Genomic DNA, 25,500 nt, shown 5'->3' with positions numbered 1-25,500 from the left:
AATATAGTATAATCCACGGGAGAAAACCGTTGGGCGCAACGGCCCTGTGCGGACTCCTATCTGCGACATGGAAAGGATGCATGCCCTCATGCTCGGCATCTGGATCGGCAAGTTCATCCTGTGGGTGCTCAGGCTGCGCGGCAGAGACGCCACCAGTTTGCCGGGTAAAGTGGCGCTCAGAATCTCCCCCGGCCTCATCCGGCGCTTCGGGGGACAGGTGAAGCGGGTCATCGCGGTCACCGGCACCAACGGAAAGACGACCACGACCTCCCTCCTGGCGAGCATGGTCGCCGAGCGCGAACCTGTGGTGACCAACCACAAAGGGGCGAACCTCGCCCAAGGCATTGCCACGGCGTTTTTGCGGTCCTGTTCGTGGACGGGCAGGCTCCCCGCGAGCACGGCGGTCTTGGAGATCGACGAGGCGACGCTGCCCGCCGTCGCGCCGGACCTGCCGATTGGCGTCATCGTCGTGACGAACGTGTTTCGCGATCAGTTGGACCGATACGGTGAGTTGGATGGCACGTTGGCGAAGCTCTTGGAAGGCATCCGAAAGACGCAGGCGACGCTCGTCCTGAACGGGGACGATCCGCTCTGCCGGTACCTCGGCCTTCGCTCCTCGCGTAAGGTGATCTACTACGGCATGGCTCGGGACACGGCGAGATCGCCCCGGCGCGAGCAGATGCGCGACGGACAGTTCTGCCTGATGTGCGGACGGCCGCTTCGATACGACGGGTTCTGGTACGGTCAGCTCGGCCTGTATCGGTGCGAGGGCTGCGACTTTGTTCGCCCACACCCCGTGTTTCAGGGCGAACTCCAGGGAGGGTTCCTGCGCTTCACCGAAGAAGGGCTGCCGGACCTCCTGCTCGATCTCCCCGTCTCGGGCCTGTACAACGCGTACAACGTCCTCGCTGCCGCCTCTGCGGCGCGCGCGCTTGGGCTCACGAGCGCCGCTATCCACGGAGGGCTTCGCGCGTACCGCCCGCCGGAGGGGCGCATGCAGCGCTTCGACCTCGAGGCGCCTGTGACCCTTCACCTGATCAAGAATCCCACGGGCTGCGACAGCGTTCTCGATACCGTGGTGTCGGATGGAAGGGATAAGGTGGTCGTCATTGGGGTGAACGACCTCGCGGCCGACGGGCGAGACGTGTCCTGGCTTTGGGACGCCGACTTCGAACTGCTCGCGGAGGACCCCCGGCTGACGGCCGTGGTGACGACAGGTTTTCGCGCGCACGACATGGCGCTCCGGCTGAAATACGCGGGCCTTCCGGAATCCAGGATCCGCGTCGAGCCCGACCTGGAGGCTGCGCTGCAAGAGGGGCTCTCCCAGAGTTCCGCCACCGGCGCCGCCATGCACGCGCTCGTAACCTACACGCTTTTGCACCCCGCGGCCCGCTGGCTTTCGGAAAGAAGGGATGAGCATGAGCCGCAAGGCGCTCTGTATCGCACATCTGTATCCTGATCTGTTGAATCTCTATGCCGATCGCGGCAACATCGCCGTTTTGCGGCGGCGCCTCGAGTGGCGCGGCTACGAGGTCGAGGTGGTCCGCGTGACGCACAGCGAGACCCCGGACTTCTCGCGGTATCACCTGGTGCTTCTGGGGGGCGGATCGGACCGCGAGCAGGCGATTGTGGCGGAAAAGCTGCGGGCGTGCGCGCCGGCGTTTCGGAGCGCCGTGCAGGATGGTCTGCCGGTTCTGGCCATCTGCGGCGGCTATCAGCTTCTCGGTGAATACTATCAACTTCCGAGTGGCGAAAAGGTGCCCGGCATCGCCCTCGTGGACATGGTGACCGAGGCGAGCCCCGATGCGCCGCGGCTCATCGGCAACATCGCCGTGTGGAGCGACGAGGCCGGCGTGATCGTCGGATTTGAGAATCATGGCGGGCGCACGCGCCACAGCCATCGGCCGCTGGGGCGCGTCCTTCACGGACACGGCAACGACGGGGTGAGCGGCCACGAGGGCTTGCGCCATCTGAACATCTGGGGCACGTATGTGCACGGCCCGCTGCTGCCGAAAAACCCGGCGCTGGCGGACGCGGTGCTGCGCGACGCCTTGGCCTACGCCCATCTGCCGGACCATCTCGAGCCCCTGGACGACCGGCTGGAACGGGAGGCCAGGACCGCGTTTGTCTCACTTCGAATGGAGGACGTGGCGCCCATGCTCAGAACGGAGGCAGAGTCGCGATGACGGACATTCGAAAGGCCGCCACGCTCGTGGTCATCCGGGACGGGGCGAATAAAGACATCGAGGTGCTTGTGGTTCGGCGCGCAAAGACCATGCGGTTTTTGCCCGGCTTCGTGGCCTTCCCGGGTGGCGCGGCGGACCCGTCCGACGCCGAGATGGCCAAGCGCGCGTTCGGCAGGCCGGTGTGCGCGGAGGATGACGACGATCCCGCCTTGGCCGTGACGGCGCTCCGAGAGACGGCGGAAGAAATCGGCTGGCTGCTCGCCGTGCGGGACGGCGAGGGAACAAAGATGGACACACCGCTTGCGCCGGACGAGCAGGCGGACCTGTGCAAAGGCGGAGATGCGCTCTCGGCGTGGCTTTCCGCGCGCGGCCTCGCGTTCGATCTCGGCCTTCTGCGGCGCATCGGCCGCTTCGTCACGCCGCCGACCCAGCCCGTGCGGTTCGACACGCGGTTCTTCCTCTGCGTGGGCCAACATCTCGGCGAGCCGCGCCTCCATGGCGCGGAGCTCGACGCCGCGCTGTGGACGCCTGCGCGAGACATGCTCACGCGCATTCAATCCGGTGAACTGCCCGCGGTGCGCCCCACCATCGCCGTGCTGAAGGCGCTCGTGGCATGCCCGAACGCCGAGATCGCCATGTCCACCCTGAGCATTGGGCCGCTCCCTCCCCCGGCCCCCCGGGCATAAGCGCGGCGGCGCCAAAGGCCGAAGGGGCCCGCGCCGCCCGCTCCACACACGCTCAGTTTTCCGTCGGCGTCACCTGCTCCATGCGCCCGCGATTCTGGATGACGGCGAGCGTACAGCGCGAGATGCACACGAGGCGATCCCGCTCGTCCACGATGCGGATCTGCCACACCTGCGTCGTGGATCCCCGGTGGATGGGCTCGGCGATGGCCTTCACCACGCCCTCCCGCATCGAGCGAAGATGGTTCGCGTTGATCTCCATGCCCACCACGGTCTTCCCCTGATCGCTCACGTTCAAAGCGCCGCCCAGGCTGGCCGCAGACTCGGCGAGTGCCACGCTCGCGCCGCCGTGCAGAAGCCCCATCGGCTGGTGCGTTCGGCTGTCGACCGGCATGGTCATGACCACGCGGTCCTTGGTGGCTTCCAAAATCCGCATGCCCAGATGGGCCATGAGCGTGTTTGGCAACGTCTCTCGAATATCCATCTTCACACCTCGTCTCCTGTCGATTCCAACTTCCAGTGCGCGCGCGTCTCGCCGTGCACCGGCCGCAGCACGAGCGCGCGACAAGGCGTGCCCGCGTTGCGCCATGCGAGCGTCATCTCGTCCGCCACGCGAAGCGCCACGTCGGGTTTGCACCAAGCGAGCAGCGTGGGCCCTGCGCCGCTCAACGTCACGGCGTACGCGCCAGCGGCCATCGCCGCCCGCTCGACCTCGTCCGCTCCGGGCACGAGCGGCTTGCGGTACGGCTCGTGGAAGTAATCCAGCATGCCTCCGCGGAGGAGGTCGAGATCGGGCTTGAGCAGGGCCAGGAGCAGGCGGGCGCACTGCGCGACGTTTTCCACGGCCTCGTCCCGGGGATAGGCTTTCGGCAGCACGCGGCGCGCGAGCTCGGTCGGCAGCGCGAATTCGGGCGTCGCCGCAACAAAGCGCAAATTCGGCGGAATGGGCACTTCCGCCGTGCGAAGGCCCGCGCGATCGTGAAACGCCAGCACGCCGCCGCCAAGAAGCGCGGGCGCAACGTTGTCCGGGTGCCCCTCGAGCTCGGTGGCGAGCCGGAGCAGGCGATCCCGGCTCAGCTTGCGATCCGGCGCATACTCCTCGAGGAGCGCATTCGCGAGCACGAGGCCCGCCACAATCGCCGATGCACTGGAGCCAAGCCCGGACGACACCGGAATCTGATTGTCCACCTCGAGCGCAAAAGGTGGCAACGCACCGCGGTGGAGTCCCGCCTCCGCGAAGAGGCGGTCCATGGCGCGGATGACTGCGTTGTCCTCGGTCTTCGGGAGAACCTCGGCCGCCTCTCCACTCACGCGGACAGCGAACGGCTCGCCGAGGCGCAGCGTGAAGGTGTTGTACAGTTGAAGCGCCATGCCCAGGCAGTCGAAGCCGGGGCCGAGGTTGGCCGTGGTCGCCGGCACGCGGACGGCAACCGAGCGGCGCATGTCACCCGGGCTCATGATAGCCCACCCAGCGCGCGCCGCACCGCGTCGGGATCGCCGTCGACCACGAGGGCCTCCTGCGAGGCGAGGCGCATGGCGCTGTCCGGATCCTTCAGGCCGTTTCCCGTCAACACGCACACCACGGTCTCACCGCGGGTCACGCCGCCCTCGCGGTGGCGCTTCAACAGCCCTGCGACGCTGGCCGCCGAAGCCGGCTCGGCGAACACGCCCTCCTGCGCGATGAGCCGGTACGCCTCGGCGATGGCCTCATCCGTCACGCAGTCGATGGCGCCGCCGGACTCCTGTGCGGCCCGGACCGCCTTGTCCCAGGACGCCGGGTTGCCGATGCGAATGGCCGTCGCAAAGGTCTCGGGATGGGCGATGGGTTCTCCCCGCACGATAGCCGCCGCGCCCTCGGCCTCAAAGCCGAACATCTTGGGGCGCGCATCGATGCGCTTCTCCTCGTAATAGCGCGTGAATCCCATCCAGTACGCCGAGATGTTGCCCGCGTTGCCCACGGGGATGTAGAGCGCGTCTGGCGCGCGCCCAAGCGCGTCGCAGATCTCGAACGCAGCCGTCTGCTGGCCCATGAGCCGATACGGATTGATGGAATTCACCACTTCCATGCCGAGCGGATCCGCGACCTCGCGCACAATGGCGAGCGCCTGATCGAAATTGCCGCGAATCGCGACAATGCGTGCGCCGTACTGTACGGCCTGCGCCAGTTTGCCGAGCGCGACGTAGCCGTGCGGGATGAGGATGACCGCCTCAAGCCCCGCGCGCGCTGCGTAGGCGGCCGCCGACGCGGACGTGTTGCCCGTGCTGGCGCAGATGACGACGCGCTTGCCCGCCTCCTTGGCCTTCGCGACCGCAACCACCATGCCCCGGTCTTTGAACGATCCCGTCGGATTCGCGCCTTCGAACTTGAGGTACACGTGGCACTCGAGCCGCTCGCTCAGCTTGTCCGCGTAGACGAGCGGCGTGTTCCCCTCGTGCAGCGTGAGCCGCGGCGTGCCCTCGGTGATGGGAAGGAAACTTCGGTACACTTCCAGAATGCCCGGCCACCCCGGGCGGACGCCATGTTCCATGTCCATTCTCCTTTGTGACGCTGCGCGAGCCCGCCCTTGCCAGGCTCACCTGCTGAACCTCTGGGATCGAATGTACTGACAAATCAGGGCGTTCGTCAATCGAGCCGCTTCGGTTTCTCGATAGATTTCGGTGACTTCACGTAATAGACCTCTCCATGCCGCATGGGCCACACCCTGTCCCCGTCGGCCACAGCCATGAGCCGCTGAAGCGGCTCATCCACGGGCTCGCGCGAAAGCACAAACGTGTCATGGTGAATGGGAACGAAGACCTGAGCGCCCGTCTGAAGAAACATGTCCCAAGCCTGTTCCGGTGTGCAGTGCGCGTTCTCAAACGGCGCAGGTGCGTACGCGCCAATGGGCATGCACGCGATCTGCGGCTCGTACCGCCTGACCGCCGAGAGATCCGTCGCAGCCGTGTCACCTGCAAAAAACACCGACCACGGCCCCCGCCTGACCACGTAGCCCTGATAGCCCATGTTTCGGTTCCACGGATATCTGCTGCCCCAGTGCCGGACCTCGATGGCCGCGATTTCCGTCCCGTCCTCCAATTGAATCGAATCGCCCGGGCTTAACTCGTACACCGCCTTGGGGCGGTGCCACCGGGCGAGGTAGCCGATACCTCGCGGCGTCACGACCACCGTCTGCCGCGTCACCACGCGCCGAAGGCTCGCGTGATCGAGGTGATCCATGTGGGCGTGCGACAGGAGGACGAGATCGACCGGTCCACACGCTTCAGGCCGAATGGGGCAATCCACGTGGCGCCTGGGGCCAAACGTCCATCCGAACGCCCGCACCCCGACGCGGGGAAACAGAACCGGATCCGTCAGGATGCGGACCCCATCCATCTGCATGAGCACCGTCGAGTGCCCCAGCCAGGAGAGGTAAAGCCCCTCCTCGCGCCAGGCTTCAGGCTTGGGCCTGTGCTCAGGCATTCGCCTCTTCGGCCGCGGCCAGTCCGCGGTCATGCGCCGATACAGCGCGTACAACAGCACAACCCCCGCAGCCACAACCACGATGATGGCCAAAATCCACATGAAGGTCCGACTCCTTCTTCGCCTGAAGAACACACGCCCTCATCCTTTGCGCCGCTCAGGACGGCACGACCGCGCTCACCACCATGTTGTCCTCGCGCAGATGTTCCTGGAAGCGTGCGTTCGCACGTTCGAGCGTCATGGTTTGGAGCACGGCGATCACGTCGGCAAAGGCAAACGCCTCCGCGCCGCGGAGGAAATACGTCACCCAGTTGCGGACGAGAAAGGCGTTCTGGTCCAAGCTCATCAGCACCCGGCCCATGATCTTTTTGCGCGCTCGTTCAAACGCCTCCTCGTCGATGCCCCGCTCGCGCACGCGCGCGAGATGCGACTGAATCCGCTCGGCCAGCACGTCGGGATGCGGCGCGTTGCCGCCGACCAAGGTGTACCCGAACGTGTTCGACAACTGGTAGTTGGCCGAAAAGCCTTTGTCGACGAGCCCTTCGTCCAGTAGGCTCTGGTAAAACGCCGACGTCGGTCCGAACAGCGCGTCCAAGAGAATCGTCATCGCCGTGTCCTGTTCGATCAAATTCGACCCAAAGGCCCCGTTCGCCTCCTTCCAGCCCACGAGGAGGCGGGGCTGCTGCACCGGGAAATGCATCCAATGGCGGGATCGCGCGGGCGTCGGCGGTTCTTCGGGATAAAGGCGCTCGATGGCGGGCGGCTCCTTGAACGACTTCTTCGCCTGGTTCTCCTCAATGACGTGGGCGATCTCGTCCGCGTCAAAACCACCGGCGATGACGAGCACCATGTTGGATGGGTGGTAAAAGGTGTCGTAGCAGAGAAGCAGCTGCTCCTTCGTGATGGCGCGCACCGATTCGACGGTGCCGGCGATGTCGATGCGCACAGGATGCTCGTGGTACATCGCCCTGAGGAGTTCCATGTAGGCCCTGCGATCCGGGTGATCGTTCACCATATGAATCTCCTGCGCGATGATCCCCTTCTCCTTCTCCACGTTTTCGTCCGTCAGGTGGATGGACTGGACGAAGTCGAGCAGCGTGCCCACGTGCTTGGCGATCTCGCCCGTGCCCGAGAAGTAGTACGCCGTGTGATCGAAGGTGGTGTAGGCGTCGACCGACGCCCCATGGGCAGCGAAACGCGCGAACACGTCCATCTCGGGGTCCTCGAACATCTTGTGCTCCAAAAAGTGCGCAATCCCGTCGGGCATCTCGTGCACCTGGCCATCCGTTCGAAAGGCGCGATCGACCGAGCCGTATCGAGTCGCGAACATCGCATACGTCTGGTGAAGCGCTGGGCGCGGCATCAGCGTGACCACGAGCCCGTTTTGGAGTCTCCAGGTACGCGTTTCAAACGGCAGTTCAAGTGAAACGTGCCGAGCGTCGCTCATGCGCGGCTCCCCCTTCCCTCGAGGACATACAGGCACACCGGCCGAAGCGCCGCCGCGACTTCCGCCGCGTCCTCGGGGCGCACCCGGTCGACGGACTCGATCATCTCCGGGATGGTCCGCTCACTGCCCGCGATGACCGCGTGATGGTGCCAGGCGATGAGCATCGCCGGCTGATCCAGCATCTGCTGATACTGATTGCGCAGCGTGGCGCGCGTCTCCTGCCACTCGCTCGCCGCAATTTCCCCGCGCCGCAGAGCCTCGAGCTCCTCCTCCAGGATTTGACGGACCTCGTCTCGCTTGTCGGCCGAGATGCCCGCGTACACCGTGAGCAAGCCCGTCGCGGCGTCGACGAATGACCACACGCTGTACGCGAGCGAACGGCGTTCGCGGATGCTCATGAAAAGCTTCGAATGCGCAAATCCCCCGAACACGCCGTTCATCATGACGAGCGCAGGGTACTCGTCGTCGCCGAACCCGACGCCGGAGGCAAAGGCGAGATCGAACTGCGTCTGCTGCGCCTCCTCGGCCTCGGTGACCTCTTCGAACGCGCGCACTTCCACTGGCTGTACGACGTCGCGCGCCACCGTCTCCGTGCGCATCGCGCGCTTCTCCGGCAGAGCCTTCGCCAGCCGATCCGCCACGCGCGCCGCCAGGCCGGCCATGTCGCGGAACTGGCCCACGGCATACGCGTGCACCTCGGCCTGCGCGAGAACCTGCTGGTAGACCTCGTACAGTCGATCCGGCATGAGAGCCTCCACGTCTTCCTCAAAGCCAAGCCGCGGCAGCCCCGCCGGCGTGCCGCGACAGGCGATCTGATGGCATCGCTGCAGCGCATACGCCGCCTTGTCATCTCGGACCGCGCGGATTCGCCTGCGGTGCAATTCCTTCTCGCGTTGCACAGCCGCCTCGGAGAAGCCTCCCACGCCGATGGCGTGATCGAACGCCAGCGACAGGACGAGATCGAGCGCTCGCTCGATGAGCGCCGCCTCGTCCTCGCCCGGCACGTCCGGGACGCTCGCGCCAACCTCAAGGATGTGATAGCCGCCGCGCTTGCTGATGGACGCGCGCACGTGGGTGCCGTAGAGATCGTCCGTTGCAAGCGCAATCTGCCGATAGCTGGGGAGGCTCAGCGTGCCGTTCATCCACACGGCGGGAAGCATCGCGACCTCCGTGACGCGCTCGCGCGCCATGCGCAGATGGAACCTGAGCGAAATTTCCTTCGTCCGAAACGCAGGGTGCGGCAGCGCGTGCACCTGGCACCGGCCCGCGTCCAGGGTTTGAAAGGATTCCACGCGATCACTCCTTCGCACTCATCAACCCCATTATAATCGCTTCCCGTGCGCTGGCGACCATTGGCAGACGAGTTGGTCCGCCGCGTCAGGGCGTCGGCCTCGCTCGCCGCTTCGCCGACGTGTGGCTCTCCTCGTTGTCACCGAGCCGAAACCGCTGATGGCGCGATCTCGGCCCGAAAATCCTCGACTCCAGCGGGCGAATGAGCCCGACCGCCACGAGCGGCATGAAGCCGAGCGCGAACGCGAGCCACCCGAACCCGCCCACGTGGCGCACCGTCTCGAACGACCCCACAACGAAATAGGCGAGCACGCCCAGGATGCGCCCGGCGTTCTCCAGCCATTCCCTGACGACGATGTGCGTGATGGAGGGCACGTCGTCGTCGGCGAGCGTGTGCATGGCGTCGAATACGTAGCCCTGCAGCGGGACCAGAAAAAGCGGAAACGCGGCCGCCGCCAGGACGCCGTAGACGATGAGCGTCACCGTCGTGATGGGCCAGAGAAACGCGACGCTGGCGCCGAGAATGCCGAGGGCCCCCACGAGGAACAACCGCCAGCGAAAACGGCCCGACCAGCGCCCGGCCGCGTAAAACGCGAGAAACGAGAGTGCGCCCTGCACCAGAAGGAATTCGCCGAGCTTCATTTCGCTGCCCGTGACGATGTAGAACAACAGGCCGAGCAGAAACATGAAGACGCCTTCCCGAACGCCGTACGCGGCCGACCCGAGGACGACCCGCCGCCACGGCTCCTGCGCGAGGGAGCGAAATCCCTCCCGAAGCCGAAGCTCAGCCAGGCGCGCGCTCTTCAGACGCAGGCTCACGAGCGTGGCGACGACAAACAGGGCGAACGAAATGCCGAAGACCACGTGATATCCGGTCAGCCCCCCGAAGTACGCGTCCTCCCGGCTGATGAGGGCGCCCGCGACGGGCGGGGCGATCACGTTCGCGACGGAGGTGAGCACGCCGAACAGGCCAAAGAACGGCTCATGCCCCTCCCGGTCCGTGTATTCCACGCTCAATACGTCAAACGCGAGCCAGTAGAAGCCCTCTGCCAGGCCGGTGAGCACGCCGAGCAACTCGGGCATGTGCGCCGCTTCCTCGCCCACCATCAGCGCGACGGCGAAAAAGAGCGCGTAGAGCGCGATGCCAATCCGCAGGGACATGGCCGTCGATGTGCGCCGCGCGACGGCCGCCGCCAGGACGAAGGTGACGGGGAGCGTGGCGAAGACGAGCAGGTGGTACCAGGCGATGGCGGAGAACGATCGGTCGACTTTGAAGAGGAAAATGCTCACGAACGTATTGGACAGGCTGATGGAAAGCTGAAACAGCGCGCCGACGATGAGAAGCCACCAGGCCAAGGCCGGCAAGCGAAACGGCTTTGCGTGCATGGCCATCCTCCTCGCTGCCAGCCTAGTATGTCGCATCCCGGGCAAGGTATGTATGGGCAGGCCCGTGCCAGCTGCAAGTTCGTGTGTTACGATAGGTCAAGATCGTAGGACGGGGGTTGAGGTATGCGCGAAGAAGCTCGTTACGAGGGCATCCTGCTCGGCGCGAATGTCTCGGTCGCCGGGACAGGGCTCTTGGCGGCCGTGGAGGAGACCATCTCATACGGCGCCAACACGTTCATGATTTACACCCGCAGCAATCGGGGCGGCAAGGCGCGTCCCATTGAGACGTTTCACCGCGACGAGGGCCTGGCCTTGATGCGGGAACACGGCATTCACGATCCCGTGGTGCACCTGTCGTATCTCGTCAACCTGGCGAGCCCAAAGCCGGAGACGCGACAATACGGCATGGATGTATTGCGCGAGGAGATTGAGCGGGTCGAGTATCTGGGCTTCCGCTACATCGTGATGCACCCCGGCTCCCACGTCGGCGAGGGAGAATCGTTCGCCATCCGGCAAATTGCCGACGCGCTGAACGAGATCCTCACGGGAGACGAGTCACTGTGGCTGTGCCTGGAGACCATGGCGGGGGACGGATCGAAAGTCGGCAACAGCCTTGAGGAAATCGCCGACATCATCAGCCGCGTCAAGCACGAGGACCGGCTCGCCGTCTGCATCGATACGTGCCACAACTACAGCTATGGCTACGACGTCGTAAACGACTTCGACGGCTTCTTGGCCGAGTTCGATCGCGTCCTCGGGCTGGATCGCCTGAAGGTGGTCCACATCAACGACTCGAAGCATCCGTTCGGCTCTCGCAAGGATCGGCACGCCAACGTGGGCGAGGGGACGCTTGGCCTGGAGGCGCTCAAGCGCATTGTCCACCATCCGGCGCTCAAGGGCATCCCGCAGATCCTCGAGACGCCGGAAGGCAAATACAAAGAGGAGATCGATTTACTCCTCGAACGCGCATAGGCGCACGCCCCCGCCGCAAGGTCGCCTCACAGGTAGCCCTTGCGGCGGAGCTTCTCGATATGGCGCTCGACCTCTCGCTCGATGTCGATCCCGTAAAGATCTTCGATGACAAACATCATGGACGTCGCGGTCTGCGCGACGTCGAGGAGTTCGGTCACGATGGCGCGGACGACTTCCTCGTCCGGCATGCGCGTCTCTTCGCCCGAGAGGCCGCGGAACTTGCCGATGGCCTGGGCGAGTTCCCCGACCTCCTCGGTGATCTTGAGCATCGTCGACTCGAGCGTCGGCGTGAGCCGTTCAAGTTTGGGCAGAGACAGCGTCTTTCGCTGCAATCTTCCACGCTCCTTCGCGGCGTTGAGTCAGGCGATGGCACCTGCCCATGCGCGCACCCGTTCGACAAACGCCGCCCGAAGCCTCTCGACAAGCCCGAGGTCCCGCGCCGTCCACACCTCGCGGACTTGTTCCGGAGCCACGCTTCGGGCCGACGGACGTTCTGCCGCGATGGACGTGCAAGGAATGTCCGGGTGTTCGACCACGGACGCGATGGGATAGACCTCGGTCATCGTCCCGGTCAGGAAGATGGCGTCCACCTCGGGCAGGCGCTCGCGCCGAAGCTTCTCTTCGCGGACCGGGATGCCAAGATCGCGCGCCATCTCAAGGACGAACCGGCGCGTGATGCCGGCCAAGATGTACCGGTCCGCGGGGGCCGTGACGAGTTCGCCGTTCACCACGAACCACACGTTGGAGCTCGCGGCCTCGATCATGCAGCCGTCCCGCACGAGGAGCGCTTCGTCCGCCCCGGCGTCGAGCGCCGTTTGCTTGGCCATGACGTTGGGCAAAAGGTTGAGCGACTTGATCCACGGGTTCAGCCAGCGCTCGTCCGGGAGCAGGAGCAGCCGGCCGGGCCTCGCCTCCGTGGTGCCCGGTTTCACGGGCCGAACCGTCGCAGAAACATTGGCCTCGACCGAAGGTTCGGGAAACAGATGGTTTCGCACGGCCGATCCGCGCGTCACCTGCAGGTAGATGGCCGCCTCCGATTCCCCACTTCGCTCGATGAGCGCGTGAATCAAATCCTTGCACCCATCCGGATCAAACGGCGGCCGGATGCGAAGCGCCTCCATGCTCTGAAACAGCCGCTCCACATGCCAGTCGAGCAGGAACGGCCGGCCGCCGTAGGCCCGAATGACCTCATAGACGCCGTCGCCAAATTGGTGGCCGCGCTCGTCGAGCGGCACGCACGCCTCGGCCGGATCGATCCACCGCCCGTTGAAATATCCGATCACCGCCATCTGGCATCCCTCTTCTCTTGTCAGCGTGGCAAGCGAGGCCGGCTCGCGGCCCTGTCGTTCTGGCCAACTCGTTTCGCTCCACGCGATGCGTTCCATTGGGCACGCCCTCGCGCTCCATTGTATAATCGTCATGAGGCCCAACGAGGAGGGAACGATGTGAGCTCATGCCTCTTTTGCCAATTGGTATCTGGTGACATTCCCGCCAACAAAGTGTATGAGGACGATCACGTCCTCGCCTTTCACGACATTCGCCCGCAGGCCCCCGTGCACATCCTCATCATTCCGAAGCGCCACATCGAGTCGGCGCAGGCTGTCAAACCGGAAGATCGCGAGACGCTGGGCTATCTCCACAGCGTCATACCGATCATCGCCGAGGATGCGGGGGTCGCAGAGGACGGGTATCGCCTCGTCGCCAACATCGGCCGTCACGGCCAGCAGACGGTTCCCCACCTTCACTACCATCTACTAGGCGGGCGACAACTCGGATGGCCGCCAGGTTAATCTGGCTGGCCGTCCACCACCACGTCGAGCGGGGGCACCTCCTGGCCATTGAGCACGAGGTGCGGGATCACCTCAGCCTTTAAGGAACCAATCGCCGAACAGTACTTCTGTTCACTGAGGCGAATGGCGCGCCAGGCCTTGGCCGGTGGGACGTCTCCCGTCATGTGGTACGTCAGATGGATGCGGGTGAAGGCCTGCGGATACGCCTCGCGCCGCTCGCCCACGGCTTCAATCTCGAGGCCCTGCAGCGGAACTCGCATCTTTTCCATGATCATGGCGATGTCGATGCCGGTACACCCGACGACGCCCATCAGCAGGAGTTCCATGGGGCGGTTGCCTTGTCCCGTTCCGCCATCTTCCTTTTTGGCATCCATGTAGATGGTGTTGCCGGATGGCCCGTCAGCCTGGAAATGGCGCTGTCCGAGCCACTTGCCCACCACTTTCATCTCCATGCTCTCGCCCCCTTCCCGCCTATTGTAGCGCCGATTTCGCCCGGCGTCACGTCAGTGCGCCGCTCCTGGCTGCGACGCCACCTTCATCGTCCCCTGCATCCCTGCTTCAGGGATCCCGTCCCGATCCGAGTAGTAGCGAAACTTCCCCGTCTTGTCCGGCACGAACGAAACCCTGACCGTTTCGCCTGGCTGCAAGTTCTGCGTGAACACGTAAAAGTCGGGCACGACGAAGTTGTGGATCTGCGTGCCTGCGTTGCGCACGACGATGTCGACCGTGGCGCCCTGCGTGACGTCGATCTCGCGCGGTTCGATCCCACCATCCCGCAGGGTCACCTGAATGGGTCGGGCCGACACCACGGCGCACGAGGCCTGGATGAGGACGGCCGCCGCGAGAGACGAGAGGGCCACGGCCACAGCGCGAATCGGTCGGACAATGCGCATACCAGACTCCCTCCACCTGTCGATGGTTCAAGGGGTAGTCTGCATCAAGGAAGGAATTTAATTCCTAATAGACCTTTTGGATCCATGCCCGCCAGCGCGTGCAGCAACGGCTCGCGATAAGCCCATTGGAGGGAACTGCACGCGTATCCTACCACCGCTCCGCTCGCCGCGCCGGCGATCACGTCGCTCGGATAGTGAAGCCCACAGTAGATGCGCGCAAGCGCCAACCAGATGGCGAGCGCCAGCAACACGTAGGCGACGGCGCCGAGATGCCATCCGCCTACAGCAAGCGCGAAGCCACCAGCCGCGTGATTGCTGGGGAACGATTCGCCTGGCTCATGTTCGACCAGCGCGTGGATGGGTTCCACCTCGAAGGGGCGAGGCCGTCGCGCCGCGCGGCTGATGGGCTCGTGTGCGACGCGGACGATCACGGCCGCAGCCACGCTTGAGGCCGCCGCCCATACGGGTTCCGCAGAATGGGCTTGCCCCGCCCATACGGGTTCCGCAGAATGGGCTTGCCCCGCCCAGCCCGAAGCGGCGATGGCGATGAGCGCCAGCATCACGAGGGGCGTGTAGAGGGCCGCTGCCATCATGGCCGCGTCAAAAGCGGGAAAGCGCCCCCACCGCCCTTCGCACCAGCGCAGGACGCGCCAGTCGGCGCGCTCGATGAGCGACCAGATCTTCAGGACTCGTCCCATGATGCCACCTTTTCGCGAATGGGGTAAGAACTCCCGCGCGCGATCTGATGATGCAGATCCGACTCGAAAGCCTCGGCAAACGCCGGGACGCGCGTGAGTTCCACATCCGCCTCGTGATTGTACGTGAACGCCTGATGCGTAAAATTGGCACTCCCGATGATGAAGACGGCGCCGTGATCGACGTCCAAGATCTTGGCGTGCAGCAATTCGCCCCCGTAGGGACGGTAATATCGTACCAAAGCGCCCGCTTGGCGCAACGCCTCCACGGCGGTGCGGTTGCGAGACTGGGACGGATCCACGAGGACGTTCACCGACACGCCCCGCTCGACGGCCCATCGCAGCGCGTTCACCACGTCCTCGTCCGTCAGATTGAAGGCCTCCATGTCGATCTCGCGCCGCGCGCCTCGAATCGCGCGGAGAACGCACGGACCAATATCCCGGTCCGAGATCAGCGGAGATCGGTCCTGCGGCGCCTCGGCCGTCTCGCCGTGAGCTCGCGCCGCGTCCCACATAAACATCGGGAGAAAGATGTCGGCGCGTCCGGGCAAATCCACCGACGCATCGTGATTGGCCCAGCTGTCGGCGCCGAAATTCATCCCGCCAATGAGGACGTCGGCGTCAGCGATGATCATCTTGACGTGATCGATCCCCTGCTTGATCCGGATAGGTGCGACGTCGATGCCGGCTTTTGCGAGCGTGGGCAGCGCGATGGCCATCGAGTGCTTCTCGGTGGCGTCGAGCACCACGCGCACCTCGACGCCGCGGCGGCTCGCCGCAAGCAGGGCGTGCAGCAGGTCGGGATCGGAGCACTCGTAGATGTCCACGTAGAGCCGATGACGGCTTGCGCGGATCATCGCGAGCGCCTGCTGCTTGATGTCGCCGCTCCAGAGAAGCTCCCGCCCGTCCGAGATCTTCACGGGAGCCGGCGTTTTCTCTCCCTGCTCGGCTGGGACGGGCCACAGCCCACATCCCGCGAGGGCGGCGGAGACCAGGGATGTGAACGCGAGCGTGCGCCACAGGCGAAGGTGGCGGCTGAGCCATCGGCGGATGGTGCGAACTGCGGTAAATCGAGCGCATGTGTGCAAGAGGTTCACCTCGCGTCTCAAAATTCACGGGTTTTCCATTCGCCACGCGCCCACCGCTTCCTGTTTCCAATGGTATGAGTTTCAATATCGTAAACAGGCCGCATGCCTCGACATCTTCGTTCAGCCGGATGCGAGGGTCCAGATGTGCTCGACGCGGATCTGCCCCTTGAGCCCTCCGCGCCGCTCGATCACGCCCGACAGGCCGATCAATCTCCCGAACGGCGTGAACAACACGGCCCCTTCGCGGCGGTACACGGTCTCAAACATTACGGCATCCGCGATCCCCGTCTCGTCCTCCAAAGTGAAGAAGACGACCGTCTTTCCGCTTTTCGTCGGGGGTCGATGCGGCCGGATCGAAAGCCCAGCCACCTTGACCCTCGCACCCTCCCGCTTCTCGCCCGCCTCGGCCAGCGTGCAATACCCCTCGTTTCGAAGTGCCTCCCGATACAGCGACAGCCAATGTCCACTCACGCCGACGCCCAACACCGAATACTCGTCGGCAATGCGCTCGGCCAAGCTCATGGGCGGCATGCTTTGCGGGAGGCGAATCGCGTCTTCCGCTGGGCTTGGAGCTGAGATGGTGTCGAAGAGCGCCAGAGCTTTCTCCTTTCGAAGCGCGAGCCACCTCGGAAGCTGCCACAGGAGCTCTCGGCGATCCCGGGATTCGACGCGATCGAATGCGCCTGCGCGGATCAGGCGCTCGAAGTGAAGGGCGTCCGCCTGGGGCAGGCGCATCACCGCATCGGCAAGGCTTCGAAAGGAGCCAAAAGCCTGCCGCTCTTCGACGAGTGCGCGCGCCACGCGCTCCGAGAACGAACGGATGAGCCGAAATCCGAGGCGTATGGCGTCCGGTTCGGGAACGCCTGCGTCCCATTCGCTCTCATTGATGTCAACAGGCAGAATTCGAACGCCGCGCCTTCGAGCTTCCGCGCAGATCACGTGCGCCGGATAATACCCCATGGGCAACTGATTCAGCACCGCCGCGAAGAAACTCGCCGGATGATGTTCGATGAGATAGGCCGTCTTGTAGGCCGTGGTGGCAAATGCCGCCGCGTGCGCCTCGCAAAATCCGTAACTCGCGTAGCCGCGGACGTAGGAAAAGAGGGTCTTCGCGGTCTCGAGCGGCACACCCTGGCGCACGGCTTTCTGGACGAATCGCTCGCCGATTTGCTCCATTTCGGCGCGGCTGCGCGCATGGCTCATCACGCGGCGGAGTTCGTCCGCCTCGCCCGGCGTAAAACCCGCGATAGCGGTGGCAATCTCGATCACCTGCTCCTGAAACAACACCACGCCGTAGGTCTTGCCGAGAATGGGTTCAAGTTTCGGATGAAGATAACTCACAGGCTCCAGTCCGCGCCGGCGAGCCAGGAACGGATCGACCATATTGCCCTGGATGGGCCCGGGGCGAATGAGCGCAACGCTCGCCACCAAGTCCTCCAGGGATTCCGCGCCAAGCCGAACCTGCAGCGCCCGCTGCGCGGGGCTCTCCAGCTGAAAGACGCCGATGGTGTCCCCGCGGCGAATGGAGGCAAACGTGGCCTCATCGTCCATGGGGATGTGATCGTAATCGACCGCGCGCGCCGTGCCGAGGCGGAGCGCCCCCTCCACAGCCGCCATGGTTCGAAGGGACAAGAGGTCGAGCTTCACGAGGCCCACGTCTTCCAGGAGCCGCTTGTCGTACGGCGTGATCAACCAACCCGAGGCCGATGGCTGCAAGCTGGTGACCTTCATCAGCGGCTCCCCGCTGATGACGATCCCGCCGGTGTGCGTCCCGAAGTAGCGAGGGAATCCCGCGATCTGGCGTGAGACGGCCAACATCCATTGAAACGCGCGCCGATAAGGCTGAAAATCCCGCAACTCGGGCACCCGCTCCAGCGCCTCTTCAATTTCGTCGGCGTGCGTGGACCACGGGATTCGCTTGGCCAACTGATCCAGGAGCTCTTCGGGGATCCCGAAAACGCGCCCCACCTCGCGCACGGCGGATCTCGCGCGAAACGTCTGATACGTCGCCACCCGCGCTACGCGATCGCGCCCGTAGCGCCGGTACACGTAGTCGATGACCTCGTCCCGGCGATCGCTCGCAAAGTCGATGTCGATGTCCGGCCGCTCCGCTCGCTCGCGCGAGAGAAATCGCTCAAAGAGCAGATTTCGGTTCAGCGCGTCCACATCCGTCAGATAGAGGCAGTACGCGACCACGGAGTCGGCCGCAGAGCCGCGGCCCGCGCAGCGGATGCCGCGAGACCTCGCATATCGGACGATGTCCCAAACGACGAGGAAGTAATCGGCATAGCCGAGATCGCGAATGATGGCAAACTCGTGTTCCAGGCGCATTTGAAGTTCGGGACTCACCTTTCCGTATCGCTTCCGCGCCCCCTGCCACACGAGTTGCTCGAGAAGTTCCACCCCGCCTCGCCCCGACGCATCTCGGTATTCGGGAAACAGAGGTCCTTCCGCGGGAAACACGGGTGAACACCGCTCGGCGATCTCGACCGTCCGCGCCATGGCTCGAGGATCTTGCGCGAATCTGCGCATCGCTTCGGCCTCGTCGTGCAAATACCCCAGGCGGTTAAACGGGCGCTCAGGGTGTGGCGTCTGCAGATCGCACCCCACCCGGATGCAGGTGAGCACATCGTGCACCGCCACTTCCTCCGGGCTGGCGGCGCGAACCTCGGTCGCCGCGACGGCGGGCACGCCCGTCGCCTCGGCGAGATCGAGCAAATCCCGCATGCGCCGCGCGCAGCCGGGGAGCCCGTCGGCCGTCCACTCGAGGTAAAACCGATCCCCGAACACATTCCGATATCGCTCCACGAACCGCCGGGCGTCACCGTACGCGCGCCGCGCCAAGGCGCGCTGGACGAACCCGCGCAGTCCGCCCGACAAGATGAGGAGCCCTTCGCTCCGCTCGAACAGATCCGCTTCCCGCAGCCTGGGATCCGCGCGATCCCGAGCGTCCACGTGCATGCGCGTGAGAAGCTCGCATAGATGGCGAAACCCCGTCGCATGTTCCGCCAGGACCACAAGCTGCGAGCCGTCCTCCATCGTCAGCTCCGCGCCCGCGATGGGCTTCACGCCGTACGCGGCGGCCAGCCGATGAAACTCGGGTTGACCCGCGATGGTATTTCGATCCGTCAAGGCCAACGCAGGCATACCCTGCGCGGCCGCCTGCGCGACCAGCGCCTCGATGCTGGAGGCCCCGTCGAGAAACGAATAGGGAGAATGACAGTGGAGATGGACAAACATCGCGCCCCCCGCCTCAATCCCAAATGCGATACACGCGCCAGACGCCTTCCTCGCATTCCAAATCCATGCACGCGCCGACATCCGTCCACACGCGCACCATCCGCCGATCCCGCCCCGCTCTCCACCATTCGCCCATCTCCCACCATTCATCGAGGATCCACCGAACCTGGTGTCTCTGGCCTTCGTACACGAACGAGAGCGGGAGATCATCTTTCCATCGCAGCACGGCCAAGGGCCTGCGCACCAAGCGGCTCAACGCGCCATCTCGGCGAGAAACAGCGCCAGGCGGCGTTCGCGAAAATCTGCCGTCATGCCCCGCTGCAACTTCGGCCACCTCGCCATCCACTGATCCCACGCGTTCAACCGCTCGAGTCGGTTCGCCGAATCCCGCGCCTCGAGGGCGTCGAGCGCCTCCCCTTGCTCCAACAGACTGACCTGCACCGGGCGAAGCTGCGCCACCTCGGTCGCGCACAATTCGACGCTCCAAATCCGCTGCGCCCGATGGACCTCCTCCGGCCACGCCATCTGGGCCCATAGCGCGTCCGGCCGAGGAGTTGGCTTTGCAATCCGCTTTTGCCATCGAATCTCGCGCGCTTCGGCCCACAAAGCGATGGACAGTGTTTGAACGGCCAGCCCGAATCGCGCGAGATGGCCACAAAGGTTTTCCAGACATAGGCGCACCCGCATCTTCGCCTGTTCGAGAGGCACGCCTTCCGCGTCTCCACGCCATGACGCGCTCCACGCCTCCGGCGGGCGATCCGGCCGAAGAGATGTTTTTCCCATGCCGTTCATCCGCCAGATCCGCGCCTGCTCTCCAAAGCGGGCGCATAAAACGTCCTCCGGGATCTCCGCCAGATCTTTCAGGCGGAAGACGCCTAGGGAGAGGAGCTCGGCCTTGGCATCGTCAGGGATCCACCACGACGCCGCGATGGGCGCGCGAATCCAGAAGGCTTCAGCGTCCCTGTTCAGCAAATCCGGCGCCACCACCAGCGGCTCGGTGCCCAGTTTTCGGTACAGCGCCCCCGGCACCCGCTCCTGCCGGCTCCACGCGAGGAGCATACGAGCCTGCCACGGCGTCTTGGCCAGCGCGAGCACCACGCGCTGTTCCTCCGTCAATCCCAGGCGGATATCGCGCGCCATCTGCCTGAGTTCCGCGAGGGGGACGCGTGGTCCGGAGAGCTCGATCCAAAACCGCCGCTCGTCCGGATGCGTTTCCACCCACGGCGTGTGCGACCACAGCACTTGGCGCAAATGCCTCCAGGATGTCGATTCGCCTGAAGCCGACTCCACATGGCAGCCCGGGACGAGCGCCAGAGCTTCTCGTACCGGTATTCCCGGCCGCACCCCCGCCCGCGCAGCGGTGCGAGAGGCATCGACCACCACACCTCCTTCTTCGACGACAAACGGGCCTTGGCCCTCGCCCAGCAGCCCTTCGCATTCGCCGTACAGACTGTATCGCATCCGCCCCACCACCGAACAAATGTTCTATACCCTCATTATACCCTCGCGCTCGCAAAATGCAAACATACGTTCGTTTCCTCGGCCAAAAGAAAAGATCCGCCCTCATGGGCGAATCTCGGATCGAACGACGGGCCGTATCCTCCCCAGCGGGCGAACCGCCGCATCCTCCCACCATTCCTCGGGGCTCCACGCCCAAAGCCCCCCGCTCGCCTCAGGAACATCGGTGCGTCCCGACGCCCCCGCGGCACCCGCGAGCACGGCCGTCTCCTCCTGGACGAGATCGAGCAGCTGCTCCACTTCGATCCCGACCATTCGAAACGCCGCAAGTGGGCTCCCCTCCGCTTCCCAGATGAACGCGAGGAGCACCGCCAAGACGTGCGGACACAGCGGATCCGTCTCCTCGCAGGTGCAGGTGGACAGCGCTCGCAACCGAACCACCGTCTCGCGCGTCGGCACCACCTCCACCTGGTGCGCGGACAGAAATTCCAGAAACGATTCATCCCACTCCCCCGCGTAATGCGCCGCCAGCCAATCGGGGCGCATCGCGAGCCAGCGCGCCACGTCGCGCGCGTGGCCCGCGTAATCCGCCAGCTTGGGCAGCCACACGTCGAAGGCGCGCCGCGTGCCGCTCCGCTCGACCACCGCCCGCCAGCCGTCCCCGTCCCACACTCTCGCGCGCACCGCCCCCGACATCGCCAGGCGCGTGGCGGCGCGAAGATGAGACTTATCCACCTCGGCCAGCACGGGCTCCCAGCGCGACGCGTACGGGCCTCGCTTCACGGCTCATCCTCCTCCATCACGCCGACCGGCTTCAACGCAAACAACTGGTACAGCGCCTCGTCGTCGAGTTCCGTCACCCAGTCCTCCGACACGCGACTCACCACGTCGGACAGCGCCCGCTTCGCCCGCAGCATCTCGTCAATCCGCTCCTCCAGCGTCCCCACGCAGATCATCTTGTGCACTTCCACGCCGCGCAACTGGCCGATCCGATACGCGCGATCCGTCGCCTGATCCTCCACCGCCGGATTCCACCATCGATCGTAGTGAAACACGTGATTCGCCCGCGTCAGATTCAGGCCCACGCCGCCCGCTCGCAGCGAAAGGATGAGCACGGGCGACGCCATCCGTCCAGCCTGATATTGCTCGACGATCTCGCCCCGAGCCTTGGCAGACATGCCTCCGTGCAAGAACACAGGCCGAAATCCCAATTCATCTTCCACCGCTGCGCACAGCATCTCGCCCATCTCTCGAAACTGCGTGAAGATAAGCGCCGCCTCCCCGCCGTCCACCACCACGCGCAGGAGATCCAAGAGGCTCCGCAGTTTTCCGCTCCGCTTGACAGAAGGCCGCCCGCCCGAGATGAGTGCCGGGTGATCGCACACCTGCTTGAGCCGGAGCAACGTGGTCAAAATGGCACCTCTTCGCGCCATGGCGCTTGGGCCGCGCGCGATCTGCGCGAACATCCGATCCACCAGCGCCTGATACATCGCGGCCTGCTCGGCCGTCAAGAGCGCGCGCTCCTCCACTTCCCACTTCTCCGGCAGCTCCGGCGCAATCGTCGGATCGCTCTTTCGCCTGCGCAGAAGCACAGGGCGAAGCAGCAGTTGAAGCTGGCGCATGCGCACGCCGCTCAGATCCCGCCCTTCCGCGATCAAACCGAATGTCGTTCGAAACCAGCGCAGCGATCCAAGATAACCAGGATTCAAAAAATCCATGAGCGACCACAGCTCGTCGAGCCGATTTTCCACAGGCGTGCCCGTGAGCGCGACGCGGTGACGGCTCGCCAACGCCCGAAGCGCCCGCGCCTGTTGGGTCGACGCGTTTTTCACCACCTGCGCCTCATCGATGGCGACGCAGTCGAACGCGCGCCGACGGAACGCCTCGCCGTCTCGAAGCAGCGTCCCGTACGTGGTGATGACGAGATCGACAGGGTCCGCGAAGGCCCGGTCGAGATTTCGCGAGGGCCCGTGATGCACATACACCGAGAGATCAGGGGCAAACCGCTCGATCTCGGCTTTCCAATTCGCGACCAGCGAAGTCGGGCAGACGAGGAGATGGGGCCCTGACGCCTCGCCCCGCTCCTTGACCCAAAGCCAATACGCGATCATCTGCACGGTCTTGCCGAGGCCCATGTCGTCCGCCAGGCAACCGCCGACGCCAAGCTTCCTGAGATGGATGAGCCACGCGTAGCCCCGCTCCTGGTAGTGGCGCAGGGCGCCTCGAAACGAAGCCGGCACCGGCTCCGGCTCCGCGTCCCGGCCGAGCGCCCACACGTCCACCCAGTGAGCGGCGCGCGGCGCCTCCTGGTCCACCTCCATCTTCCCCGGCCCGTCGTGCGCAGTCAGGGCATGCGCGCGCATCCACTCGAGGGGGCCCACCGCCTCGCCGCGCTCCGGCAGCACTTCGACCTGACGCAGAAGATCCGCCAGCGGCACGAGGCGCCAGACCCCATCCACCTGCACGAGCGGCGTTTGCCTTTCCACCATCCGGCGAAACTCCTCCGGCGTGAGCGTGCGATCGTCGATCACGACGGACCAATCGAATCGAGCGACCGCATCCGCGGAGAACCTCGGCACACCCTCCGCTCTCCGCCCACCTCCGCGCCGAGAATCGCCGCTGTCCATGCGCTCAAGACGAACGCGGATGCGAATGTCCCGCGCCTCCTCGAGGGCCGGCGTCTCCACGGCGAACGAAGCGCGGCGCAGCGCAGGAAGCTCCTGCGACACAAACCGAGCCATCTCATCGGGGTGGAGCAGGGCTCGCTCTGGTGCAGGCGCGCGCAGGGACCGCGCAATGGCGGGACACAGCCGCGCCGCCTCCCGCAATTTCGGCAGAAAAAAGCGCTCTGGCGCCACGAGCACATCCCCGTTTGCGGCCATTTCCCGGGAAGGGGACTGCCAGTAGGCCGAAAGCGGGATTCGCTCGCCGGTCCAACGGTGGCGAAGTTCAAAGCGAAGCGCCCAATCCCCACCGAGATCATCGCCCGGGGGCTCGAGCGAAAAGGCGAGATCGTAGGCGATCCGCCCGCTGTCGTCGTCGAAATCCGAGCGACCCCACCCCGATCCTGCCAGAGCCCGCTCGCACTCCCTGCTCACGATCCAGCCATCCGCCACGAAACGCGGCGCGCCGACAAGCGCCCGCGCCCACGCGGCGAGCGCTTCCTTCTCTCCCCGATACATGACGCTGTACCCTTTGCCGGACGGCGTGCGCAGATCCACCTCCAAGATGCGCCGCCTGAGCTCGCGGTCCACGAGCTGAATCAGCAGCGCATCCACGGCTGCCGGGAATGGATACACCTGCGCCAACGTGCCGCGAGTGGCACACGACACGAGGCGATAGCGAAGCGCAAGCAGCGCATCCGACGTCCACGCGGGCACCCAGCGCGCCACGAAGCTGGCCTCACCCGACGGAAAGCCCGCCGCTCTCCCTTGCGCCACCTGGCGAAGCCACAGGGCGACATCCCGCCCCGCCATCCGCTCCCCATGCGCCACGGCCACCACGTCGCCCTTCTCCACGATGATCCGCGCGAGATCGAGCGCCCGCGCCTGCCAGGTGCGCAGGGCGTCCGCCAGGCCAACCTCGCGCCCCGTGCTCTTCTCGATCCGCTCTGGCGCGATCCGGTCCATCCACGCGCCCCCGTTCCTGAAATGTCCTGTCTCTCGATCATAACACCTCTCGTGGTGCGCCGAAACCCGAGGGTTTTGCACATGCGGGATGGGTGCGCCGCGTAAAGATGAAGCAAAGCCTCGTCCACGGAGGCGATTGGACTTGTGGAACAGCATCGCTGAAAACTGCGTGCTCGACTTCCTCGTCTCGATGGGGCTTGTCATCGGCGGGGCGCTGTTCGGCGGTCTCGCGGCGCTTCTGACCCATCACGATCCGCAGGCGGCCATGAACACCCTCGCCTCCGACCTGAAGGTGTGGGCCATCGTCGCCGCGCTCGGCGGATCGATGGACGTCCTCCGCGTGATCGATCGCGGCGTGTTCGGCCTGCACATCGGCCCCATGATCCGCCAGCTCATTTACCTGTTCGCCGCCTTTCTTGGCTGCCACGTGGGCTACATCGTGATCCAATGGCTCACGGAGGGGCGATCGTCGTCATGACCCGCGTTCGATCCACCGTCGCGATCGCCGCGCTGTCGTTTCTCGCCGGCCTCCTCGCCGCCACGGTGTACAGCGCGCGCGACCTCCATCGGATGCACATGGAGGTCGACAGCTTGCGCCAGGCGATCGATCAATTGGAGACGGAGAACCAGTTCCTCATCGCGGAACAATCGGAACCAGGCAAGCGCACGCTCCGGCGCATTCTCGTCGAATGTCCGCCGAACACGCCGCCCGAGGTCCAGACAGCCATCCGCAGGCAGACCCTCGCGAGCCTCTCGTTCCTCCTGGGGAAACCGATGCAACTCCTGTACGACAACCCGTACATGCCGTCGGCCGTGCTCAACGTGCAAACGGTCCCGGTCGGCACGCGGCGCTACCGGCTTCACGTCACAGCGGCTATAATGACGGGGGACACGCTGCACCTGTTCGTTCGAGGAGACCTGCAAGCCGAGTCGTGAAAGAGTGATGGTGCCATGTTGTACAGCGAGATGTCGAAGGAAGAACTGCGGCGGGAGATGGCCGAGCTACAGCGGAAAGGCCGCGAGGCCTATGAACGCGAAAATTGGAGCGAATACGAAATCTACATGACCCGCTGGTACCTCGCGAAGAGTTACGAGATCAAGGATGACGTTCACATCGAGATTGGGCGAACCTATCGGATCGCCGAGGAATACGACCGCCTCACCGTCACCGCCATCGAAGGGGTCATGGCCTGGGGCATCCGACAGATGACGGGCGAGACGACAGCCGTGCCCATCGCGCAACTGGAGGAAGCGGACGAGGCGTGAATGTGCTCACGCCTCAC

At 65.0% G+C, this 25,500-nt stretch carries 26 protein-coding genes; 8 read left to right on the top strand and 18 right to left on the bottom strand.

From position 1 onward, the window contains the following. Window positions 1-67 precede the first annotated feature (67 nt). The 3 genes from AACI_RS05120 to AACI_RS05110 are packed head-to-tail and all read left to right on the top strand — an operon-like array spanning window position 68 to window position 2,872. Entirely contained in the window at window positions 68-1,459 is a 1,392-nt protein-coding gene (locus AACI_RS05120; protein WP_245530713.1) for a Mur ligase family protein, read from the top strand. Beyond that, on the top strand, window positions 1,419-2,186 hold the full coding sequence (locus AACI_RS05115; protein ID WP_012810408.1) for a type 1 glutamine amidotransferase: 768 nt from the start codon (window positions 1,419-1,421) through the stop codon (window positions 2,184-2,186). Before AACI_RS05120 ends, AACI_RS05115 begins: the two co-directional genes overlap by 41 nt. Further along, entirely contained in the window at window positions 2,183-2,872 is a 690-nt protein-coding gene (locus tag AACI_RS05110; protein ID WP_012810407.1) for an NUDIX hydrolase, read from the top strand. Before AACI_RS05115 ends, AACI_RS05110 begins: the two co-directional genes overlap by 4 nt. Before the next feature lie 52 nt (window positions 2,873-2,924). On the opposite strand, the gene AACI_RS05105 is transcribed toward AACI_RS05110, so the two are convergent. The 7 genes from AACI_RS05105 to AACI_RS05075 form a co-directional block, all read right to left on the bottom strand. Then, window positions 2,925-3,335, bottom strand: a complete 411-nt coding sequence (locus AACI_RS05105; RefSeq protein WP_218917117.1) for a hotdog fold thioesterase — start codon at window positions 3,333-3,335, stop codon at window positions 2,925-2,927. A gap of 20 nt (window positions 3,336-3,355) precedes the next feature. Next, window positions 3,356-4,327: a homoserine kinase gene (gene thrB, locus AACI_RS05100; RefSeq protein ID WP_012810405.1), complete on the bottom strand. Its 972-nt coding sequence runs from the start codon at window positions 4,325-4,327 to the stop codon at window positions 3,356-3,358. Beyond that, entirely contained in the window at window positions 4,324-5,397 is a 1,074-nt protein-coding gene (thrC, locus tag AACI_RS05095) for a threonine synthase (protein WP_012810404.1), read from the bottom strand. The genes thrB and thrC overlap by 4 nt, the downstream gene beginning before the upstream one ends. A 95-nt stretch (window positions 5,398-5,492) precedes the next feature. Next, on the bottom strand, window positions 5,493-6,431 hold the full coding sequence (locus tag AACI_RS05090; protein WP_012810403.1) for an MBL fold metallo-hydrolase: 939 nt from the start codon (window positions 6,429-6,431) through the stop codon (window positions 5,493-5,495). Between the two features lie 55 nt (window positions 6,432-6,486). After that, window positions 6,487-7,776, bottom strand: coding sequence for an EF-P 5-aminopentanol modification-associated protein YfmH (gene yfmH / locus AACI_RS05085; protein ID WP_012810402.1), 1,290 nt, complete (start codon window positions 7,774-7,776; stop codon window positions 6,487-6,489). Continuing rightward, window positions 7,773-9,068, bottom strand: coding sequence for an EF-P 5-aminopentanol modification-associated protein YfmF (yfmF, locus tag AACI_RS05080; RefSeq protein ID WP_012810401.1), 1,296 nt, complete (start codon window positions 9,066-9,068; stop codon window positions 7,773-7,775). Before yfmF ends, yfmH begins: the two co-directional genes overlap by 4 nt. A gap of 85 nt (window positions 9,069-9,153) precedes the next feature. Further along, complete coding sequence (locus AACI_RS05075) at window positions 9,154-10,458, bottom strand: MFS transporter (protein WP_245530712.1); 1,305 nt, start codon at window positions 10,456-10,458, stop codon at window positions 9,154-9,156. 117 nt (window positions 10,459-10,575) lie between these two features. Between AACI_RS05075 and AACI_RS05070 the strand changes: the two genes are divergently transcribed. Continuing rightward, complete coding sequence (locus AACI_RS05070; protein WP_012810399.1) at window positions 10,576-11,424, top strand: deoxyribonuclease IV; 849 nt, start codon at window positions 10,576-10,578, stop codon at window positions 11,422-11,424. Window positions 11,425-11,450: 26 nt separating this feature from the next. Here AACI_RS05070 and AACI_RS05065 read toward each other — a convergent pair whose 3' ends face one another. Together AACI_RS05065 and AACI_RS05060 are read right to left on the bottom strand one after the other, a co-directional pair. Continuing rightward, window positions 11,451-11,756 (bottom strand): MazG-like family protein, encoded by a 306-nt coding sequence (locus AACI_RS05065; protein WP_008340557.1) that lies wholly within the window; start codon window positions 11,754-11,756, stop codon window positions 11,451-11,453. A gap of 27 nt (window positions 11,757-11,783) precedes the next feature. Then, window positions 11,784-12,713, bottom strand: a complete 930-nt coding sequence (locus AACI_RS05060; protein ID WP_012810398.1) for an aminotransferase class IV — start codon at window positions 12,711-12,713, stop codon at window positions 11,784-11,786. Between the two features lie 156 nt (window positions 12,714-12,869). On the opposite strand from AACI_RS05060, the gene AACI_RS05055 reads away from it, so the two are divergent. Continuing rightward, window positions 12,870-13,214, top strand: coding sequence for a histidine triad nucleotide-binding protein (locus tag AACI_RS05055; protein WP_012810397.1), 345 nt, complete (start codon window positions 12,870-12,872; stop codon window positions 13,212-13,214). On the opposite strand, the gene AACI_RS05050 is transcribed toward AACI_RS05055, so the two are convergent. From AACI_RS05050 to AACI_RS05010, 9 genes are all read right to left on the bottom strand, one after another. Continuing rightward, on the bottom strand, window positions 13,211-13,666 hold the full coding sequence (locus tag AACI_RS05050) for an OsmC family protein (RefSeq protein ID WP_012810396.1): 456 nt from the start codon (window positions 13,664-13,666) through the stop codon (window positions 13,211-13,213). The genes AACI_RS05055 and AACI_RS05050 overlap by 4 nt on opposite strands. Before the next feature lie 51 nt (window positions 13,667-13,717). Next, on the bottom strand, window positions 13,718-14,107 hold the full coding sequence (locus AACI_RS05045) for a cupredoxin domain-containing protein (protein ID WP_012810395.1): 390 nt from the start codon (window positions 14,105-14,107) through the stop codon (window positions 13,718-13,720). A gap of 44 nt (window positions 14,108-14,151) precedes the next feature. After that, window positions 14,152-14,805: a phosphatase PAP2 family protein gene (locus AACI_RS05040; RefSeq protein ID WP_012810394.1), complete on the bottom strand. Its 654-nt coding sequence runs from the start codon at window positions 14,803-14,805 to the stop codon at window positions 14,152-14,154. Further along, window positions 14,790-15,899 carry a phospholipase D-like domain-containing protein gene (locus AACI_RS05035; RefSeq protein ID WP_245530711.1) on the bottom strand — a complete coding sequence of 370 codons (1,110 nt, stop codon included), beginning with the start codon at window positions 15,897-15,899 and terminating at the stop codon, window positions 14,790-14,792. Before AACI_RS05035 ends, AACI_RS05040 begins: the two co-directional genes overlap by 16 nt. A gap of 111 nt (window positions 15,900-16,010) precedes the next feature. Further along, entirely contained in the window at window positions 16,011-19,130 is a 3,120-nt protein-coding gene (locus AACI_RS05030; RefSeq protein ID WP_012810392.1) for a DNA polymerase III subunit alpha, read from the bottom strand. A gap of 13 nt (window positions 19,131-19,143) precedes the next feature. Beyond that, complete coding sequence (locus AACI_RS05025) at window positions 19,144-19,386, bottom strand: DUF6504 family protein (RefSeq protein WP_012810391.1); 243 nt, start codon at window positions 19,384-19,386, stop codon at window positions 19,144-19,146. Beyond that, window positions 19,383-20,591, bottom strand: a complete 1,209-nt coding sequence (locus AACI_RS05020) for a Y-family DNA polymerase (RefSeq protein WP_012810390.1) — start codon at window positions 20,589-20,591, stop codon at window positions 19,383-19,385. Before AACI_RS05020 ends, AACI_RS05025 begins: the two co-directional genes overlap by 4 nt. Before the next feature lie 102 nt (window positions 20,592-20,693). Beyond that, on the bottom strand, window positions 20,694-21,371 hold the full coding sequence (locus tag AACI_RS05015) for an SWIM zinc finger family protein (RefSeq protein WP_012810389.1): 678 nt from the start codon (window positions 21,369-21,371) through the stop codon (window positions 20,694-20,696). Next, window positions 21,368-24,217 (bottom strand): DEAD/DEAH box helicase, encoded by a 2,850-nt coding sequence (locus AACI_RS05010; RefSeq protein WP_012810388.1) that lies wholly within the window; start codon window positions 24,215-24,217, stop codon window positions 21,368-21,370. Before AACI_RS05010 ends, AACI_RS05015 begins: the two co-directional genes overlap by 4 nt. Window positions 24,218-24,359: 142 nt before the next feature. Between AACI_RS05010 and AACI_RS05005 the strand changes: the two genes are divergently transcribed. The 3 genes from AACI_RS05005 to AACI_RS04995 are packed head-to-tail and all read left to right on the top strand — an operon-like array spanning window position 24,360 to window position 25,483. After that, on the top strand, window positions 24,360-24,695 hold the full coding sequence (locus tag AACI_RS05005; protein ID WP_008339378.1) for a YtrH family sporulation protein: 336 nt from the start codon (window positions 24,360-24,362) through the stop codon (window positions 24,693-24,695). After that, entirely contained in the window at window positions 24,692-25,153 is a 462-nt protein-coding gene (locus tag AACI_RS05000; protein ID WP_012810387.1) for a hypothetical protein, read from the top strand. The genes AACI_RS05005 and AACI_RS05000 overlap by 4 nt, the downstream gene beginning before the upstream one ends. A gap of 15 nt (window positions 25,154-25,168) precedes the next feature. Next, entirely contained in the window at window positions 25,169-25,483 is a 315-nt protein-coding gene (locus AACI_RS04995) for a YfhH family protein (protein ID WP_012810386.1), read from the top strand. The last annotated feature ends 17 nt before the right edge of the window (window positions 25,484-25,500 follow it).

Origin of the sequence: Alicyclobacillus acidocaldarius subsp. acidocaldarius DSM 446 (genome assembly GCF_000024285.1) — a bacterium.
In the GTDB taxonomy this organism is placed as follows: domain Bacteria; phylum Bacillota; class Bacilli; order Alicyclobacillales; family Alicyclobacillaceae; genus Alicyclobacillus; species Alicyclobacillus acidocaldarius.
Note: the sequence above shows the minus strand (reverse complement) of the source record. Positions and strands in the feature narration are given on the sequence as shown.